The organism is Kribbella koreensis (assembly GCF_039525325.1).
GTDB lineage: Bacteria > Actinomycetota > Actinomycetes > Propionibacteriales > Kribbellaceae > Kribbella > Kribbella koreensis.
In genome coordinates, this window is record NZ_BAAAHK010000008.1 from 214,163 (window position 1) to 229,038 (window position 14,876).

The window sequence follows — 14,876 nt, forward strand, 5'->3', positions numbered from 1 at the left end:
GCCGTCGCCGCCGCAAGGGCGAGGACACCGGCATCGCGGCCGACGACCCGGACGAGACCGTCGTCCGCGTCCGTGAGCCGCGCAGCAAGACCGTCAACAACGAGATCACCGCGGTCGAGGGATCGACCCGGCTGGAGGCGAAGAAGCAGCGCCGCCGCGAGGGCCGCGCCGCCGGCCGCCGCCGCGCGCCGATCGTCACCGAGGCCGAGTTCCTGGCCCGGCGCGAGTCGGTCGAGCGGACGATGGTGATCCGGGCCCGCGACGACCTGACCCAGATCGCGGTCTCCGAGGACAACGTCCTGGTCGAGCATTACGTGACGACGGCCGAGCAGAGCTCGCTGATCGGCAACGTGTACCTCGGCCGCGTGCAGAACGTGCTGCCCTCCATGGAGGCCGCGTTCATCGACATCGGCAAGGGCCGCAACGCGGTCCTGTACGCCGGTGAGGTGGACTGGGCCACCCTCGGTGGCGCCAACGGCCCGCGCAAGATCGAGCAGGTGCTGAAGTCCGGTCAGGCGGTCCTGGTCCAGGTGACCAAGGACCCGATCGGCCACAAGGGCGCCCGGCTCACCAACCAGATCAGCCTGCCCGGCCGGTACGTCGTGTACGTACCGCGCGGCGGCAACGGCGGGATCAGCCGCAAGCTACCCGACACCGAGCGGAACCGGCTCAAGGGCATCCTCAAGGACATCGTCCCGGACGAGGCGGGCGTGATCGTGCGTACCGCCGCCGAGGGCGCGACCGAGGAGGAGCTGACCTCGGATGTCAGCAGGCTGCAGTCGTACTGGACGGAGATCGACAAGAAGTCGAAGTCCGGCCAGGCGCCAGCACTGCTGCACGGCGAGCCCGACCTGCTGATCCGGGTCGTCCGCGACCTGTTCACCGAGGACTTCTCCAAGCTCGTCATCTCCGGTGACGACGCCTACGACCAGGTCAAGGAGTACGTCTCGTACGTCGCTCCGCACCTGGCCGACCGGGTGGAGAAGTGGGACTACAACGCCTCCGGCGACGTGTTCTCGAACTACCGGATCGACGAGCAGATCAAGAAGGCGCTGGACCGCAAGGTCTGGCTGCCGTCGGGTGGTTCGCTGATCATCGACCGGACCGAGGCGATGACGGTGGTCGACGTCAACACCGGCAAGTTCACCGGCTCCGGGGGCAACCTCGAGGAGACGGTCACCAAGAACAACCTGGAAGCGGCCGAGGAGATCGTCCGCCAGCTCCGGCTGCGCGACATCGGCGGCATCATCGTGATCGACTTCATCGACATGGTGCTGGAGCTCAACCGCGACCTGGTGCTGCGCCGGCTGGTCGAGTGCCTGGGCCGTGACCGGACCAAGCACCAGGTGGCGGAGGTGACGTCGCTCGGGTTGGTCCAGATGACCCGCAAGCGGATCGGCACCGGCCTGCTGGAGGCGTTCAGCGAGAACTGCGACCACTGCGGTGGCCGTGGGCTGGTCCTGCACGACGAGCCGAAGGAGTCGCGTCGCCGCGACAACGACGGGCGTAGCCGCGGGCAGCAGCAACAGCAGCACTCGCACGAGCAGAAGCCCGAGGGCGACGCCGCCAAGAAGACCACGACCCGCAGCCGCAACCGCGGCAAGGGCCGTCGCGACGACGAGCAGGCCGAGCAGGCGGAGCACCACACGAATGGTGATGCTGCCCAGCGCCTGGCTCAGATCGCGGCTGCCTCGGCCGCCGCCAACGGTGAGCAGGCTGCTCCCCACCACGAGACTCCCGCCCAGGACGACCACTCACAGGTCGAGCAGAGCCACGAGGAGCCGTCGCAGGCCGACGACGCCGCCGTGGCCCAGCAGAACGGTTCCGGGCGGAACGGCAGTACCAGGCGCCGGCGCAGCAGCCGGAGCCGGAGCAAGGCCGCGGACAGCGGTGACAGTGATGCAGGTAACAACGGATCCGACACCGGAGTGAGCACTCCGGAGCTGGCGTCCACCCCAGTTTGACCCGCTCGTGGCGCGCGCCGTATTCTTGTCATTCGGCGCGCGTCATGCGTGCCTCCTTTGTGTGGGCCGCGGTAGGCAGTACACATGCAGGCCCCGCAGTTCTAAGACTTCCGAACAATAGAGAGTGAGATCCACGGTGTACGCGATCGTGCGCAGTGGCGGCACCCAGCAGAAGGTCGCCGTCGGCGATGTCATCGAGATCGACAGCCTGACGGACCAGGTCGGCGACACGGTTTCGCTGACCGCAGTCCTCGTCGTCGATGGCGACACCGTGACGACCGATGCCGCCGCTTTGTCCAAGGTGGCCGTCTCGGCTGAGGTTCTGGGCCGTACCAAGGGCCCGAAGATCCACATCCTCAAGTACAAGAACAAGACCGGTTACCGCAAGCGCCAGGGGCACCGTCAGCACTACACCCAGGTCAAGGTCACCGCGATCGACGCCAAGAAGAAGTGAGCTGAATAAAACATGGCACACAAAAAGGGAGCAGCGTCGACCCGTAACGGTCGCGACTCCAACGCGCAGCGGCTCGGCGTGAAGCGCTTCGGCGGCCAGCTGGTCAACGCCGGCGAGATCATCGTTCGCCAGCGGGGCACCCACTTCCACCCGGGCACCCTGGTCGGCCGTGGCGGCGACGACACCCTGTTCGCGCTGGCCGAGGGCAAGGTCGAGTTCGGTGTCCGTCGCGGTCGCCGCGTCGTCAACATCGTCCCGGCCCCGGCGGAGTAACACCGCCACCCGGTTCGAAGTAACACAGCCTTTTCGAAGGGCGGGTCCGCGGAATAGCGCGGCCCGCCCTTCGGCTATGTATCGAGAAGACGTCTTTTCCCAGCAGGAAGTTGAGTACTCCGATGGCGATCCCCAGCTTTGTCGACCGGGTCACGGTGCACGTCACCGGTGGCAACGGCGGAAACGGCTGCGCCTCGGTGCACAGCGAGAAGTTCAAGCCCCTCGGCGGACCCGACGGCGGTAACGGCGGCGACGGCGGCAGCATCATCCTGCGCGTCGACCTCGACCAGACCACGCTCGTCGACTACCACCGGTCCTCGCACCGATCGGCCACGAACGGCCAGCAGGGCAAGGGCGATCACCAGGCCGGCAGCAAGGGCGGCGACATCATCCTGCCCGTCCCGGACGGCACGGTCGTCAGCACTCCGGAAGGCGAGGTGCTGGCCGACCTGGTCGGCGCCGGCTCGGAGTACGTCGCGGCCGCCGGCGGCAAGGGCGGTCTGGGCAACGCGGCCCTGGCCAGCTCCAGCCGCAAGGCGCCCGGCTTCGCCCTGCTCGGCGAGGACGGCGAAGAGCGCACCATCGTGCTCGAGCTCAAGGTCGTCGCCGACATCGGTCTGGTCGGCTTCCCGAGCGCCGGCAAGTCCTCGCTGATCGCCTCGATCAGCCGGGCCCGCCCGAAGATCGCGGACTACCCGTTCACCACGCTGATCCCCAACCTGGGCGTCGTCGTCGCCGGTGAGCACATCTTCACCGTGGCCGACGTGCCGGGCCTGATCGAGGGTGCGAGCGAGGGCCGCGGTCTCGGCCATGACTTCCTCCGCCACGTCGAGCGCTGTGCGGCGCTGGTGCACGTGATCGACTGTGCGACGTACGAGCCGGGCCGCGACCCGCTGAGCGACCTCGACACGATCGAGGCCGAGCTGAAGGCCCATGGCGGGCTGGAGGACCGGCCGCGGCTGATCGCGCTGAACAAGATCGACGTGCCGGACGCCAAGGAGATCGCCGAGATGGTGACGGCCGAGCTCGAGCAGCGCGGCTACAAGGTGTTCCCGATCTCGACCGCCAGCCACGAAGGCCTGGACGCGCTGAAGTTCGCGATGGCCGAGATCGTCGAGAAGCGGCGCGCCGAGGAGGAGAAGCCGGACACCACCCGGATCATCCTGCGGCCGCGCGCGACCGGTGGACCGGAGTTCAAGGTCAAGAAGACCCCGGACGGCGGCTGGCTGATCCAGGGCGAGAAGCCCGAGCGCTGGATCCGGCAGACCGACTTCACCAACGCCGAGGCGACCGGGTACCTGGCCGACCGGCTGAACCGGCTCGGGGTCGAGCGGCAACTGCTCGAGCTGGGCGCGGTGGCCGGCGACGAGGTGACGATCGGCGATGCTCCCAACTCGGTCGTCTTCGACTTCGCTCCCGAAGTACAGGCTGGCGCCGAGCTGCTGTCCCGCCGTGGCGAGGACCAGCGACTGGACGAGGACCGTCCGGCCGCGCAGCGCCGCAAGGACAAGGACTACCAGTACCACGCCCTGCGGGAGGGCGAGATCGAGCGCCCGAAGGACCTGTCGGAGTACGGTCAGGGCTGGGTCGAGGACGAGGTCGACCTGACCCCGGCGGAGGCGAAGGCGGCTCAGAAGGCCGCCGAGAAGCTCGCGCGCAAACAAGCCCGCGAGCTGGCCGCTGCCCAGGAGCTGGAGGCCGAGCGGCTCTACGCGCTGGGTGAGACCATCGACATAGATGCCGAGAGCAACAACTAGTGCCCCGTAAGCGATGTAGCTTGACGCTATCGGCGCCCAGGCACGCACCTCGCGGCACTTGCCCAGCGCCCACGATGCTCCGCATCGAGGCCACTGCTCAAGCACCGCGATGCACGCACCTGGACGCCGCTATCGTTCAAGCTACATCGCTTACGGGACACTAGTCTTTGAAGGCCGTCGACGACGCCGGCTCTTCGATTGCTCGTACTGAGTCAGGAAAACTCATGACGCAACGGGTTGAAGTCGTCAAGGCCGGGCGGATCGTCGTGAAGGTCGGTTCGTCGTCGCTGACCCAGCGCGGCCGGATCGACCTGGAACGGCTGCGGCTGCTGGTCGACGCGATCGCCGCGCGCCGGGTCGAAGGTACCGAGGTCGTGCTGGTCTCCTCCGGCGCGATCGCGGCCGGCCTGGCGCCGATGGGGTTGCGCTCGCGTCCACGCGATCTCGCCACCCAGCAGGCGGCCGCGTCGGTCGGCCAAGGGCTGCTGATGGCGCGGTACTCCGATGCCTTCGCCGCGCACGGACTCCGCGTCGGCCAGGTGCTGCTGACCGTCGACGACGTCACCCGGCGAAGCCACTACCGCAACGCCTACCGAACCTTCGCGCGGTTGCTGGAGCTCGGCGTCGTCCCGATCGTCAACGAGAACGACACCGTCGCGACCACCGAGATCCGCTTCGGCGACAACGACCGGCTGGCCGCGCTGACCAGCCACCTCGTCCACACCGACCTGCTCGTCCTGCTCTCCGACGTCGACGGCCTGTACGACGGCGACCCGCGCAAACCCGGTACGACGATGCTCACCGACGTCCGCGGTCCCGCTGACCTGCTGCCACTCCAGATCGGCCGGACGGGCAGCTCCGGCGTCGGCACCGGCGGCATGCAAACGAAGGTCGAAGCGGCCGCAATCGCCACCGAGGCAGGGATCCCGGTCGTCCTCACCTCAGCCGCCCGAGTCGGCGAAGCCCTCCGCGGCGACCGGGTAGGCACCCTCTTCCACCCCACCGGCCGCCGCCGCAAAACCCGCCTCCTCTGGCTGGCCCACGCCACCTCAGGCCTAGGTCGCCTAGTACTCGACGAAGGCGCCATCCGAGCCGTCACCGAACGCCGCAGCTCCCTCCTCCCAGCCGGCATCACCGCTGTGGAAGGCAGCTTCTCCGCAGGCGATCCGGTTGACCTGGTTTCAGCCACCGGGGTGGTTGTCGCCCGCGGGCTGGTGAACTACGACGCCGTCGAGCTACCTGGGCTGCTTGGCCGCTCGACCCGTGACCTGGCGCGCGATCTCGGCCCCACCTACGAACGCGAGGTAGTCCACCGCGACGACCTCGTCCTGCTGTGATCGTCCCGAGCGACAGGACATAGTCGACCACTCGGCCAGCCGCCACGCTCAGCGAGGCGGCCGCTGCGCGTCGTACCTGCACTATGTCCTGTCGCTCGGGACACAACTCTCCTGCTCGCCGCAGCGGTGCCCGTGGCGCATGGTGTTGCCCGGCTGAGACGGTTGGGCAGGGGGGTGGGGGGTCGTCCTACGATGTAGGGGTGAGCGAGATCATCGAGTTGTGCCGGAACGCGCGTGAGGCTTCCTACGCGTTGGCTGCGGCGTCGCGGGCGACCAAGGATGCTGCGCTGAAGGCGATGGCGGCGGCATTGCGGGCGGGTACTGACGAGATCGTGGCGGCCAACGCCAAGGACGTGGCGGCCGCCCGGGAGTCCGGTACGCCGGAATCGACCGTCGACCGTCTTGCGCTGGACCCGCAGCGGGTCGACGCGATGGCTGCGGGACTCGAGCAGCTGGCCGGACTGGTCGACCCGGTCGGCGAGGTCGTCCGCGGGTACACGCTGCCCAACGGACTCGAGCTGCGTCAGGTGCGGGTGCCGTTCGGCGTCGTCGGGATCATCTACGAGGCCCGGCCCAACGTCACGGCCGATGCCGCCGGGATCTGCCTCAAGTCCGGCAACGCGGTGCTGCTGCGCGGCTCCTCGTCGGCAGCCGCGTCGAACGAAGCGATCATCGCCGTACTCCGCTCAGCCGTCGTCGAAGCGGGGTTGCCGGCTGACGTGATCCAGGGCGTGCCCGGCGACCGCGCGGCCGTGAAGGAGCTCATGCAGGCGCGCGGGCTGGTCGACGTACTGATTCCGCGTGGGGGAGCCGGCCTGATCCAGACCGTCGTCACCGAGTCGACCGTGCCGGTGATCGAGACGGGCGTCGGCAATTGCCACGTGTACGTCGACGCGGAGGCGGATCTCGATCTCGCCCTCACGATCCTGCTCAACTCCAAGACGCAGCGCCCGAGCGTGTGCAACGCGGCCGAGTCGCTGCTGGTGCACGCGGATGTCGCGGACGAGTTCCTGGCCAAGGCGTTGCCGGCGTTGGCCGCGGCCGGTGTGACCGTCCACGGTGACCCGGCGGTTGTTGCTGCTGGCAAGGATGTTGTCGCCGCGACGGATGAGGACTACGGCACGGAGTACAGCTCGCTGGATCTTTCGGCGGCTGTGGTGGCTGACCTGGAGGCGGCGGTTCTGCACATCCGGAAGTACAGCTCGGCACATACCGACGCGATCATCACCCGGTCACAGGCTGCGGCGCGGCGGTTCGTGCAGGCCGTCGACTCGGCCGCCGTGGTGGTCAACGCGAGCACCCGATTCACCGACGGTGGGGAGTACGGGTTCGGTGCCGAGATCGGGATCTCGACGCAGAAGCTGCACGCGCGGGGACCGATGGGACTGCCGGAGATGACGTCCACGAAGTACGTGGTGATCGGCGAAGGCCAGATCAGGACCTGAGCAGTGGGGCAGCGTCGAACGAACGGACCTCGAGGTCTTCATCCGACAGCATTGCCAGCGCTGCCGCGTACTCGACGCCGGCCGGCAGATCCACCAGTCGCACCGGCCCGTCGTACCCGGCCCACTCCCGCAGCGCGGCCGGCTGATCCGGCGCGCTGACGACCACCTTGCGCAGATCCGCGGCGATCCCGTCCCCGGTCGCCTTCACCACGGCTTCCTTGCGAGTCCAGTACTGCGTGAAGGCCCGCGCGCGAGCATCGGCCGGAAACGCGGCAAGCTCGTCAGCCTCCAGATCGGAAAGGCTCACCGTAGCGAGCGACGCCGTGTCGATCGACGGGTTGATCAACTCGACATCCACGCCCACCGCCGCCACCGGATGGAACGCGACGACGATCCGGTCACCCGAGTGCGACACCGAGATTTGCATGCCGTCGGCAACAACCTTCCCGTGCTGGCGACCGCAGTCCGGGCAGGTCCGGTCGATCACGACATCGGCGGGGGAGCGGCCCAGCTTGCCCGCCAGCACCCGCCGCACGATCGTGGCGCCGACCACGAACCGGCTCTTGTCCTCGTCGCGCGCGTAGGCGGCCATCCGGTCCCGCTCGGCCGCGTTCAGCTCCGCCACCAGGCCAGGCCGCGCGTCCGCAGTACGGCCCCACCAGATCTCCACTGTCACGCCATCGCCTGATCGATCGTGGTCTGGCTTGGCCGGAGCGCGGCTTCCCAGCTCAAGGCGCCGCTGCGCAGGTCATCGAGCAGCCCATCGATCCAGTGCAGCTCGGCGACGGTGATCGCCTTCTGGTACTCCGTCTCGACGAGCACTACGCGCGGTACCGGAGCGCCTTCGTACTCCGAGGCGAGGTCGGCGTCGAGCGAGTCGATCCGCCGGGTGAGCTGCTCACGCCGCTCCTCGAACAGCCCGGCCGCCGCCTCCGGAGTCAGCAACATGATGAACGACAGCGCGGCCGGGAACTCGGGGAACTCGTTGCGTGGGGTGGACACGATCTCCGCGAGCCACGCCCGCGATGCAGCCCGGCCGCGGTCGGTCAGCTGATAGGTGGTGCGCTCGGGGTAGCGCTCGTCGCGCTCGGTGTCCCCGACGGCGATCAGCCCGGCCTCCTCGAGGCGGACGATCATCCGGTACAGGCTGGTGCGCTGGCCGACGTTGACCACCTGGTCCTTGCCCCACTGCTTGATCAGCCGCTGGATGCCGTACGGATGCAGCGGCCCGTTCTCCAGCAGGCCGAGGATCGCGAGTGCCAGCGGCGAACGGCGGAAGATCGGCTCCATGGGCAGCAGTCTAGAGGTCAGAGAAACTAGTTGCAATGTAACTAGAGTAGATGTAACTATTGGGCCATGACTACAGACCTCGAAGGATTGACTCAGGGATCCGTGACGTCGCGGGACGGCACCCGGATCGGCTACTGGAAGACCGGCAGCGGTCCGGCGGTCGTGCTGCTGCACGGCAGCATGGAGTCCGCTCGCAGCCACACGCTGCTCGCCAGGGCGCTGGCCGGCGACTTCACCGTCTACCTCCCGGATCGCCGCGGTCGCGGCCTGTCCGGGCCGCATCGTCCGGACCACTCGGTGCAGACCGAGATCGAGGATCTCGAGGCGGTACTACGTGACGCCGGGGCCACTCGAGCCTTCGGGGTCAGCGCAAGCGGCGCGATCGTGCTGGCCGCGGCCCGCGCGCTGCCGATGCTGAGCAAAGTCGCCGTCTACGAACCGGCCCTGGTCGCCGACCCGGCTCCGCATGCTGCCTGGCTGGCCCGCTTCGACCGTGAAGTTGCCGAAGGCAACATTGCGGCGGCGATGATCACCAGCATGTACGGCCTGGAGCTGGCGCCGGTGGCCTTCAAGGTGATGCCCCGGCGACTGCTCGCCGCGATCACCGAGAAGCTGCTGAAGAAGGAGGACCGGGCGGCCGGGCCGGACGACATCACCTTGCGGAAGCTGGCGCCGACGGTGCACTACGAGGGCGCGCTGATCGTCGAGCTGGCCGGGCGGTTCGAGGAGTTCCGCGATGTTGCTGCCGAGGTGCTGTTGATGGGTGGCAGCAAGGGCCTGCCGTTCCTGGCGCCGGGGCGCGACGCGCTGGCTGAGGTGCTTGCGTCGTGCCGGCGGGTGGAGTTCGACGGTCTTGATCATGGTTCGTCGAGCGATCCGAGTGAGATCAACTCGACCGGTAGCGCCGAGGCTGTCGGGAGGATCGCGGCCGAAGTACGGGCTGCTTTCAGGTAGCCGTCGTGTAGGCCCAGTCGATCGCGGCCGGGATGTCGGTGATCGGGTAGAGGACCGCCTTGATCTCGCGGGTCGGGGCGACGATCAGGATGTGGCGCTTGAGGCGCTCGTAGCCGCCCGCCCGGAAGGTGGGCAGGCGGAGGGCGGCGGTCAGGGTCAACTCGGTGTCGGAGAGCAGGATGTGCGGGATGTTCTCCAGCTCGGCGAAGGTCTGCTGCTCGTCGGGGCGCTGGGTGCTGACGCCGTGGACGGCGATCCCGGCTGATGTGAAGTCTGTGGCGCGCTCAGCGAACAGCTTGTTCTCCAGCGTGCAGCCGGTTGTCCCGGCGATGTCCTCCCAGCCTTCCGGCAGCTTGCTCGGACTGCCCGTAGCCGGATAGCCGAAGATGATCGTCGCTTGCGCGGTTTCGTCGACCACATCTCTGAGCTGCTGGCCTGCCGGTAGGAGGAGGTCGGCGGGGATGCGTGTGCCGACCAGTTCGTGGATGCGGTGGGCCGGGGCCTCCTCGGGTGCGTTGGTGCCGGTGAGCTCGCCGTCACCGAGCAGCCAGCGGTCGCCCCAGTCCTGGAGGGCGACCAGCACGGGGAGCAGGGCGCGGCCGCGAGGGGTGAGCTTGTAGGCGTACCGGGGCGGGCGCTCCTGGTAGGCCACGCGCTCGACCACGCCGCTGTCGAGCAGGCTGTTGAGCCGCTCGGTCAGCACCTTCCGCGAGATCCGCAGCGACTCGGCCAGCAGGTCGAACCGGTCCAGCCCGCGGGCCAGGTCCCGGACGATCAGCAACTCCCACCCGTCTCCGACCACCCCGAGAGACTGGGCGATCGCACAGTCGGGCTCGGGGGAGTAGCTACTACGCCGCACGACAGCCTCCTCTGCTTGCTCCCACGCTATCCGGCCTTGTAAGTTCCCTTTAGGAACTTACTCTACTTCGGGGGTGCTGGATGTACTGGCAACGAGTGGCCGAGCTCCCGGGGTGGCTCAAGGCGGTGATGGTCGGGCAGTTGGTTAGCTCGGCCGGGTCGCTCGCGTGGATCTACTTCACCCTGTACCTGGTCGAGGATCGCGGGATGTCGCCGCAGGAGGCCGGCTTTGCGGCAGCGGCGTACGGGGTGGGGTTGCTGCTCGGGAACCTGTCCGGTGGCTGGTTCGGCGACCGGTTCGGGCTGCGGGGCGCGGCTGTCGCCAGTCAGCTGTCGTGGGCTGTTGCCTGCCTCGCGATGCTGTTTGTGCCTCTCGGTGGGCTAGCGCCGCTAGCGGCAGTTGCTGGTCTCTGTGGTGGCGCGACCCGTCCCAATCTGAGTGCTCTCGTCGCGCTGGCACTGCCTGTCGAGCGTCGACGGGAGGGGATCGCGCTGTCGCGCTCGGCCAGCAATGCCGGCTTTGCCATCGGTCCGCCGCTTGGCGGTCTGCTGGCTGCGTACAACTTCTCGCTGGTCTTCGTGCTGGACGCGGTCTCCAGTCTGGTGCTCGCAGCCGTCATCTGGAGGTACGTCCCCAGCGCTACCCGGGTGGCGGCCGCTGAGCGGGTGTCGGGCGTGTGGCGTGCCCTCCGCGCCGACAAGTCGGTCCTGGTGCTGCTCGCGTCGATCGTGGTCATCGACACCGTCTACCGGCAGCTCTTCGCGACTCTGCCGCTGGTGCTGCACGATGCGGGGTCGCCTGCTGTTGCGTACGGCGTACTGATCGGCCTGAGCTCGGTAGTCATCGTGCTGCTCGAGGCACCGCTGGCCATCCGCCTCCGGTCCCACCATGCGTCGCGCGTCATCGCTGTCGGCTTCGCCTTGGTCGCTGCTGGCCTAGCGGTCCTAGGTGTCTGGCCCGTTTTGGTGGGGGCCGCTGTGGCCGTAGGGCTCATCACTGCCGGGGAGATGCTCTACAAGCCCACTGCCACCGCCCAGGCAGTCGACGCGGCCCCTGCGGGCATGACCGGCCGCTTCTCCAGTCTGTACGCCGCTGCGTCGATCTCCGGCATGACACTGGCCCCTGCGCTGGGTGGCACCACCTATCAGCACCACCCGCATCTCCTGTACCCGCTGGCGGCTGCTCTGGCACTAGCGGCCGCGGCAACCACCTACCTGGCCGGTCGGCGGCCCGTAGTACCGGCTAGGCCTCCGGTAGAGGCGCTGGACGGGCCTCCCAGCGGGTAGAGAGCACCACGGTCGTCCTAGTCCGCACCACCCCGTTGACCCGGCGCAGGCTGCCCACTACGGCCTCCAGCTGAGTCACGTCCGCCACTCGGACCTTCACGACCAGCTCCTGGTCGCCGGCGACGAACCAGCAGTCCTCCACCGCGGCGATCTCCCGGACGCCAGCGACGATCTCATCCGTCTCCACGTCGTCCCGCTGGAACAACCCCACCAGGGCGCTGGTCCCCAGGCCGACCTGATCAGGGGCCACCACTGCGCGGTACCCGAGCAGCACTCCGCGCTCCTCGAGCCGCTTCACCCGCTCCTGGACACTCGGCCCCGACAGACCCACCACCCGGCCGAGTTCGGCCCAGCTCGACCGCCCGTTGGCTCGCAGCGCCTCGACCAGCTGCCGATCGATCGCGTCCATGCCATCCTCCGTTTACCGCAGATTCGTAGGGAGATCGACTGATCTACCTTCAATTCGTTTGAGTCCTAGCAGTCTCTGGCGTACGATTTCAACTATCGAAGCCCGTTGGAACAACCTTGTGAAGGAATCATGATCACCCCCGAAGTCGCCCGTGCCCACATCGACGAGATGCGCCGTGTCGCCGCGATCCACCAGCGCGACTACACCGGTCCGTCCGCCTGGCGCCGGCTGCTGACCCGCTACATCCGGCACAGCTGACCCACCTCCCGCGCGACCGGCAGGGCTTGCCGCCCACCGGTCGCGCTCGCGTAGGTGGGCAAGAGATAGGCTTCGCCTCATGCATGCCCTCCTCCTGCCGCTGTCCGCGGCCGCCGAAGAAGCCTCCACCGAGGCCTCGCACATCTCGCCTTGGTGGTACGGCGGGTTCGCCCTGTTCGTCCTGGTCGTGATGCTGCTCGTCACCGTGATCATGGGCAAGGGCCGGCCGCACAGCTGAGCGGCCTGGTGAGCTGACGTGGATTCGGAGAGGGTGCGCCCCGGGCGCCGCCTGGGCGTGATGGGCGGTACGTTCGACCCGATCCACCACGGTCACCTGGTGGCGGCGAGCGAAGTACAGGCGTACTTCGACCTCGACGAGGTCATCTTCGTGCCGACCGGGCAGCCCTGGCAGAAGCTCGATCGCGAGGTCTCGCCGCCCGAGGACCGGTACCTGATGACGGTCATCGCGACCGCCTCCAACCCACGGTTCTCGGTCAGCCGGGTCGACATCGACCGGCCCGGTCCGACGTACACGATCGACACGCTGCGGGACCTGGCCAGGCTCTACCCCGACGCGGAGCTGTTCTTCATCACCGGTGCCGACGCGCTGGCCCAGATCCTCACCTGGCGCGACGTCGACGAGATGTTCAAACTGGCCCAGTTCGTCGGCTGTACCCGGCCGGGGTACTCGTCGCAGGAACTGCCGCTGGACAAGCTCCCGATGGACCGGATCACGCTGCTCGAAGTACCGGCGCTGGCGATCTCGTCGACCGAGTGCCGCCAGCGCGTCGCGAAGGGCAACCCGACCTGGTACCTGGTGCCCGACGGGATCGTCCAGTACATCGCCAAGCGCGACCTCTACACCAACCACTAAGCCCCGCACCACCAAGCCTGTACCGCTAGCAAAGGACCGCAATGCCTGCCACCGAACGCGCCATCGAGCTGCTCACCGCGGCCGCCGAGGCGGCCCACGACAAGAAGGCCGAGAACGTTCTCGCGTTCGACGTCTCCGAGCAGCTCGCCATCACCGACGCGTTCCTGGTCGCCTCCGCCTCCAACGACCGCCAGGTCCGCGCGATCGTCGACGCGATCGAGGAGAAGCTCCGGGTCGACTTCGACGCCAAGCCGGTCCGCCGCGAAGGCGCCCGCGAGGGCCGCTGGGTGCTGCTCGACTACCTGGAGATCGTCGTCCACGTCCAGCACGACGAGGAGCGCAACTTCTACTCCCTCGAGCGGCTGTGGCGCGACTGCCCGATCATCCCGCTGCCCGGTGCGGACGGCACCATCGCAGTACCGGTGATCGCCGACCGTACCGCCGACGAGGACCCGGCCCCGTCCCCCTCCTCAGCCGAATGACAGCGGGCAGGCTGATCGTCTGGCGCCACGGCCGGACCGAGTGGAACCTGCAAGACAAAATCCAGGGCCAAGCAGACATTCCCCTCGATGAAGTAGGCGTCGCCCAGGCGCGCGCAGCTGCCGCGCGCCTGGCCTCCCTGGCACCCACCCGCCTCTTCTCCAGCGACCTCCAGCGTGCAGCCGCCACCGCCGGTGAACTCGCGGCCCTGACCGGCCTCAAGGTCGAGTACGACGAAGCCCTCCGCGAAATCAACGTGGACGACTGGGCCGGCATGACCATGGACGAACTGGCCGCCATCCACCCGGAAGCAGCCGCCCGCATCCGCTCCGGCGAACCCCAACGCCGAGGCACCGCCGGCGAAACGGTCGAAGAGGTCGCCGAACGCTTCGCCCCCGCCCTCGCGCGCGCCATCGAACACGGCGAACCCTCCGACACCGTCGTCGTCGCCACCCACGGCCTGGCCGCCCGAGTAGGCATCTGCCTCTTCCTGGGCATCCCCCAAGCCCACTGGCCCGCCTTCGGAGGCCTCTCCAACTGCAACTGGGTCTCGCTACTCCCCGGCCGCCACGGCTGGCGAATAGAAGAATGGAACGCCGGCTCCCTCCCCGAACCAGTCATGAGCGACGACCAACAACGCTAGAAGAACCTCCACGCGTCCCGCCGCCGGCCGCTCCTACGTCGCGACCACCTCTGGGGCGCTCCCGCCCACCCAGCGTTTAAGGCCGCTCCTCCGCCGCGCAACCACAAGGCTGGCGGGCCGCCCGGCCCAGGCAGCACCTGGTGGAGTGCTCCCCACGCCCCCTCCGCCCGGCCGTTCCTACGACGCGTCCCAGCTCCGGGCGCTCCCACCCGCCCTCCTTGCCTCTGCGGCGCTCCTGCGTCGCGCGATACCGCTCCTGCGTCGCGGTGAGTGCCGTCGCGCTCGCCGTCTCTTGTCGGAGGAGGCTCATCGCGCCCATCGGCATACCCGCAGCTGGCCCGTCGGGAGGCTCGGCCAACTACCACCACCAGCCCTCCCCGACCCGCCGCAAACCACCCTCACGCACCGTGCTCTTCCTCACCTCCCCGCCCGCTCCACCCGATTTTTCTTTGCGGCCTCCCATCCGCTAAACTTCCGGAGTCCGCAAGACACCGCGGGGCTTTGGCGCAGTTGGTAGCGCGCTTCCATGGCATGGAAGAGGTCAGGGGTTCGAATCCCCTAAGCTCCACCGCAAATCAGAGGCCCTTTCCCTT

17 protein-coding genes and 1 tRNA gene are annotated in these 14,876 nt (G+C 68.4%); 14 read left to right on the forward strand and 4 right to left on the reverse strand.

What is annotated here, in order from left to right:
* The 6 genes from ABD116_RS19045 to ABD116_RS19070 all read left to right on the forward strand — a co-directional run.
* Positions 1-1,964: Rne/Rng family ribonuclease (locus ABD116_RS19045; protein ID WP_343971519.1), on the forward strand; the 1,964-nt coding region annotated here is incomplete at its 5' end.
* A 136-nt stretch (positions 1,965-2,100) separates the two neighbouring features.
* Positions 2,101-2,418 carry a 50S ribosomal protein L21 gene (gene rplU, locus ABD116_RS19050; RefSeq protein ID WP_328335202.1) on the forward strand — a complete coding sequence of 106 codons (318 nt, stop codon included), beginning with the start codon at positions 2,101-2,103 and terminating at the stop codon, positions 2,416-2,418.
* Positions 2,419-2,430: 12 nt separating this feature from the next.
* A complete protein-coding gene (gene rpmA / locus ABD116_RS19055; protein ID WP_020388387.1) occupies positions 2,431-2,691 on the forward strand; it encodes a 50S ribosomal protein L27 in 261 nt (86 codons plus the stop codon).
* 122 nt (positions 2,692-2,813) lie between these two features.
* Positions 2,814-4,448 carry a GTPase ObgE gene (gene obgE, locus ABD116_RS19060; protein ID WP_425552098.1) on the forward strand — a complete coding sequence of 545 codons (1,635 nt, stop codon included), beginning with the start codon at positions 2,814-2,816 and terminating at the stop codon, positions 4,446-4,448.
* A 224-nt stretch (positions 4,449-4,672) separates the two neighbouring features.
* Entirely contained in the window at positions 4,673-5,785 is a 1,113-nt protein-coding gene (gene proB / locus ABD116_RS19065) for a glutamate 5-kinase (protein ID WP_343971523.1), read from the forward strand.
* A 200-nt stretch (positions 5,786-5,985) separates the two neighbouring features.
* A complete protein-coding gene (locus ABD116_RS19070) occupies positions 5,986-7,230 on the forward strand; it encodes a glutamate-5-semialdehyde dehydrogenase (protein ID WP_343971526.1) in 1,245 nt (414 codons plus the stop codon).
* Here ABD116_RS19070 and ABD116_RS19075 read toward each other — a convergent pair.
* Both ABD116_RS19075 and ABD116_RS19080 read right to left on the reverse strand, forming a co-directional pair.
* Entirely contained in the window at positions 7,220-7,906 is a 687-nt protein-coding gene (locus tag ABD116_RS19075; protein WP_343971529.1) for a 4'-phosphopantetheinyl transferase family protein, read from the reverse strand. The two genes, ABD116_RS19070 and ABD116_RS19075, sit on opposite strands and share 11 nt — an antisense overlap.
* On the reverse strand, positions 7,903-8,520 hold the full coding sequence (locus ABD116_RS19080; RefSeq protein ID WP_343971532.1) for a PadR family transcriptional regulator: 618 nt from the start codon (positions 8,518-8,520) through the stop codon (positions 7,903-7,905). The genes ABD116_RS19075 and ABD116_RS19080 overlap by 4 nt, the downstream gene beginning before the upstream one ends.
* 66 nt (positions 8,521-8,586) lie before the next feature.
* Between ABD116_RS19080 and ABD116_RS19085 the strand changes: the two genes are divergently transcribed.
* Positions 8,587-9,474 carry an alpha/beta fold hydrolase gene (locus ABD116_RS19085; protein ID WP_343971535.1) on the forward strand — a complete coding sequence of 296 codons (888 nt, stop codon included), beginning with the start codon at positions 8,587-8,589 and terminating at the stop codon, positions 9,472-9,474.
* On the opposite strand, the gene ABD116_RS19090 is transcribed toward ABD116_RS19085, so the two are convergent.
* Positions 9,467-10,333: a winged helix-turn-helix transcriptional regulator gene (locus tag ABD116_RS19090; protein WP_343971538.1), complete on the reverse strand. Its 867-nt coding sequence runs from the start codon at positions 10,331-10,333 to the stop codon at positions 9,467-9,469. The genes ABD116_RS19085 and ABD116_RS19090 overlap by 8 nt on opposite strands.
* An 80-nt stretch (positions 10,334-10,413) precedes the next feature.
* Here ABD116_RS19090 and ABD116_RS19095 point away from each other — a divergent pair, with 80 nt between their 5' ends.
* The gene (locus tag ABD116_RS19095; protein WP_343971541.1) at positions 10,414-11,619 is read left to right on the forward strand and encodes an MFS transporter; all 1,206 of its coding nucleotides are present in this window, start codon (positions 10,414-10,416) and stop codon (positions 11,617-11,619) included.
* Here ABD116_RS19095 and ABD116_RS19100 read toward each other — a convergent pair.
* On the reverse strand, positions 11,576-12,028 hold the full coding sequence (locus ABD116_RS19100) for an Lrp/AsnC family transcriptional regulator (protein ID WP_343971544.1): 453 nt from the start codon (positions 12,026-12,028) through the stop codon (positions 11,576-11,578). The two genes, ABD116_RS19095 and ABD116_RS19100, sit on opposite strands and share 44 nt — an antisense overlap.
* 129 nt (positions 12,029-12,157) lie before the next feature.
* Here ABD116_RS19100 and ABD116_RS19105 point away from each other — a divergent pair, with 129 nt between their 5' ends.
* The 6 genes from ABD116_RS19105 (at position 12,158) to ABD116_RS19130 (ending at position 14,851) form a co-directional block, all read left to right on the forward strand.
* A complete protein-coding gene (locus tag ABD116_RS19105) occupies positions 12,158-12,286 on the forward strand; it encodes a hypothetical protein (protein WP_343971547.1) in 129 nt (42 codons plus the stop codon).
* A gap of 79 nt (positions 12,287-12,365) precedes the next feature.
* On the forward strand, positions 12,366-12,524 hold the full coding sequence (locus ABD116_RS19110; RefSeq protein ID WP_343971550.1) for a hypothetical protein: 159 nt from the start codon (positions 12,366-12,368) through the stop codon (positions 12,522-12,524).
* Positions 12,525-12,542: 18 nt separating this feature from the next.
* A complete protein-coding gene (nadD, locus tag ABD116_RS19115; protein ID WP_343971553.1) occupies positions 12,543-13,160 on the forward strand; it encodes a nicotinate-nucleotide adenylyltransferase in 618 nt (205 codons plus the stop codon).
* Between the two features lie 41 nt (positions 13,161-13,201).
* Positions 13,202-13,642 carry a ribosome silencing factor gene (gene rsfS, locus ABD116_RS19120; protein WP_343971556.1) on the forward strand — a complete coding sequence of 147 codons (441 nt, stop codon included), beginning with the start codon at positions 13,202-13,204 and terminating at the stop codon, positions 13,640-13,642.
* Positions 13,639-14,283, forward strand: a complete 645-nt coding sequence (locus ABD116_RS19125) for a histidine phosphatase family protein (protein ID WP_343971559.1) — start codon at positions 13,639-13,641, stop codon at positions 14,281-14,283. Before rsfS ends, ABD116_RS19125 begins: the two co-directional genes overlap by 4 nt.
* A 495-nt stretch (positions 14,284-14,778) precedes the next feature.
* A tRNA-Ala gene (locus tag ABD116_RS19130) sits at positions 14,779-14,851 on the forward strand.
* Positions 14,852-14,876 lie beyond the last annotated feature (25 nt).